The sequence below is a fragment of the Ruoffia tabacinasalis genome (assembly GCF_042652985.1).
Lineage (GTDB): Bacteria > Bacillota > Bacilli > Lactobacillales > Aerococcaceae > Ruoffia > Ruoffia tabacinasalis.
Genome location: NZ_JBHSHQ010000024.1, coordinates 1 through 2,632 on the forward strand (window position 1 = coordinate 1; position 2,632 = coordinate 2,632).

At 35.0% G+C, this 2,632-nt stretch carries 2 protein-coding genes; both read left to right on the forward strand.

Annotated features, from left to right (window positions below; all coding sequences use genetic code 11):
- Positions 1 to 212: 212 nt before the first annotated feature.
- Positions 213 to 1,901 (forward strand): ribonuclease J, encoded by a 1,689-nt coding sequence (locus ACFO5Y_RS03605; protein WP_197105355.1) that lies wholly within the window; start codon positions 213 to 215, stop codon positions 1,899 to 1,901.
- Between the two features lie 12 nt (positions 1,902 to 1,913).
- Positions 1,914 to 2,513, forward strand: a complete 600-nt coding sequence (locus ACFO5Y_RS03610; protein WP_138405141.1) for an energy-coupled thiamine transporter ThiT — start codon at positions 1,914 to 1,916, stop codon at positions 2,511 to 2,513.
- Positions 2,514 to 2,632: the final 119 nt, after the last annotated feature.

Here is a 2,632-nt window from a genome sequence, read left to right on the forward strand (position 1 = left end):
GTACGTGAACCGTACGCTTGGTGGTGTGAGAGGTCGACTAGTCAATTAATGGCTAGTCTCCTACTCGATTTTTCTAAATAACCGCGGTATTGATTTATGATAACGAATCAATTTGAAATATTGGGGAAGCAATTTTTTATTTTATTCCTAACTGTGCTATAATGTGATAAGTATATTATCAAAATGAAATTAACTAAATAAAGAGGTGTCAAATGAGTAAAATAAAAATAATCCCGTTAGGTGGGGTGCGTGAAGAAGGTAAAAACCTTTACGTGGTAGAAGTGAATGAGTCAATCTTTGTTTTGGATTGCGGACTAGTCTTTCCAGAAGAAGAATTACTTGGTATCGATGCAGTCATTCCAGATTTTACATACTTAGTTGAAAAGAAAGATCAAATCGTTGGGATTTTCCTGACACATGGTCATGATGATGCGATGGGTGCATTACCATATCTATTAGAGAAAGTTGATGCGCCAGTATTCGGAACAGAATTAACAATTGAATTAGCAACGATTTCAGCTAAATCACAAGGTTTACATCAACATATCGAGAATTTCTTCAAGATTGATGAAGATGTTGAGATTGAATTTGAGGATGCGACTGTAAGTTTCTTCAGAACAACGCATACAATTCCAGGTTCTCTTGGTATTGTTGTCTCAACGGACGAAGGATCAATTGTTTATACTGGAGACTTTAAATTCGATCCAAGTTCTTCAGAACAATACAGTACAAATTATGGTCGTTTAACTGATATTGGTGAAGCGGGTGTTTTAGCTTTACTAAGTGATTCAGCCGATGCAGAGAATGCGATTCAATCAGTCAGTGATAAGAAGATTACTGCTGACATGACTGAAGTTTTCCGTAATGAAGACGGACGTGTTATTGTTGCTTCAATCGGAAGTAATATCTCACGTATTCAGCAATTATTTTATGCTGCTAAAAATTCAGGTAGAACAATCTTCTTAGCAGACGACCAATTATACAAAATTGTTGACATTGCGATTCAATTAAATCAGATTGAAATCCCAAGTAAAGACATTATCGGACAAGTGAAAGATCTAAATAACACGCCTGACAACGAAGTCATTGTGTTAGAAACAGGTGACGTTGGCGAACCAATTAAAAATGTTCAATTAATGGCGACAAATCGTCATTCATTAATCAATATTAAAGATGGTGATTTAGTTTACCTAGCTACAACACCTTCAATTGCGATGGAAACAGTCATTGCCAAAACAAAAGATATGATTTACAAAGCGGGCGGAACAGTTAAGTCTGTAACAGATAACTTTAAAACATCTGGTCACGCGAGTCAGTCAGATTTAAAATTAATGATGAACTTTATCAAACCTAAATTTGTTATCCCTGTTAACGGTGAATCAAGAATGTTAGCCGCACACGCACGTTTAGCAAATGAAGTAGGTTATGAAGATAATCAAATTTTCTTACCGTACATCGGAGATGTTATTGAGTATAACAAAGGTAAAATGACGATGACTGCCCAAGTACCAGCCGGAAATGTTCTTATAGATGGTATTGGTGTTGGTGATATCGGTAACGTCGTTTTACGCGATCGCCGTATCTTAAGTGAAGATGGAATCTTTGTGGTTGTTGCTACGATTTCACGTCGTTTAGGTCGCGTATTAGTCGGACCACAAATTACTTCTAGAGGTTTCGTATATATGAAGACAAGTATTGATTTAATTGAAGCTTGTTCAGATATGACCTTAGATATATTAGATGAACATTTAAATGGTGATAATTTTGACTGGAGTGAACTAAAAGGGGATCTTCGTGAAAAAATCGGTAAATACTTATATAAAGAGACTCAACGTCGTCCGGTTGTCTTACCAATTATTATGGAAGCTTCAAATTATCAACCTACTAAAGAAGAAAAATAGGGGAGGTATAGAATGAATCAACGTACAAGAAGTATGCTATTGGATAGTTTATATGCGATTGTTCTAGGTTTAATTTTAGCCGTTGCTGCACAATATGTTAGCTCATTCATACCAGGTGATTATTCAGGCCTAGCGATGCTTCCATTAATCTGGTTAGCGCTACGTTATGGTTCACCACTTGCTATTATTTCTGCTTTACTGACAGGTTTAATTGTTGGCTTTACACGACAAGGATTTACGGATTGGTTATCAGTCCTCCTTGAAGAAGCTTTACCTTTATTATCTGTAGGTTTTGCTGGTTTATTCGCAAAATACACGCAAAAAACCCTAAATAACCGTCGATACTCATCTACTTACTTAAACATATTTACGGGTGCCTTACTTTCGACAGCGAGTTATATGTTTATCAAATTCTGGTTAACACCTTTAGCCTTAGATGAGATTAGTTTACTACAAATTAATGGTTGGGAATTTTGGTTAAGTTTAGTTGTGGTTTGGTTAATTATTGGCTTAGTTATCTTAATTATGGCTCGTAGTAATCCAAAACTAATTATCCCTAAGCGAACAAAATATTTATCTCGAAAAGAAACATCATCATTACTAAATGATTAATAAATTAAATGAAGTGTTGGTTATTATTATTGCCAACACTTTTTTATTTGTTGAATTGCAATAATTATTGCGACAATTTTTTATTTACTCAATTAATAAGAGTTCGTGTAAAAATACTT

Bases quoted from the DNA above. Each gene is read 5' to 3' on its own strand.
- ACFO5Y_RS03605 (WP_197105355.1), top strand. From the start codon at position 213: ATGAGTAAAATAAAAATAATCCCGTTAGGTGGGGTGCGTGAAGAAGGT.
- ACFO5Y_RS03610 (WP_138405141.1), top strand. From the start codon at position 1,914: ATGAATCAACGTACAAGAAGTATGCTATTGGATAGTTTATATGCGATT.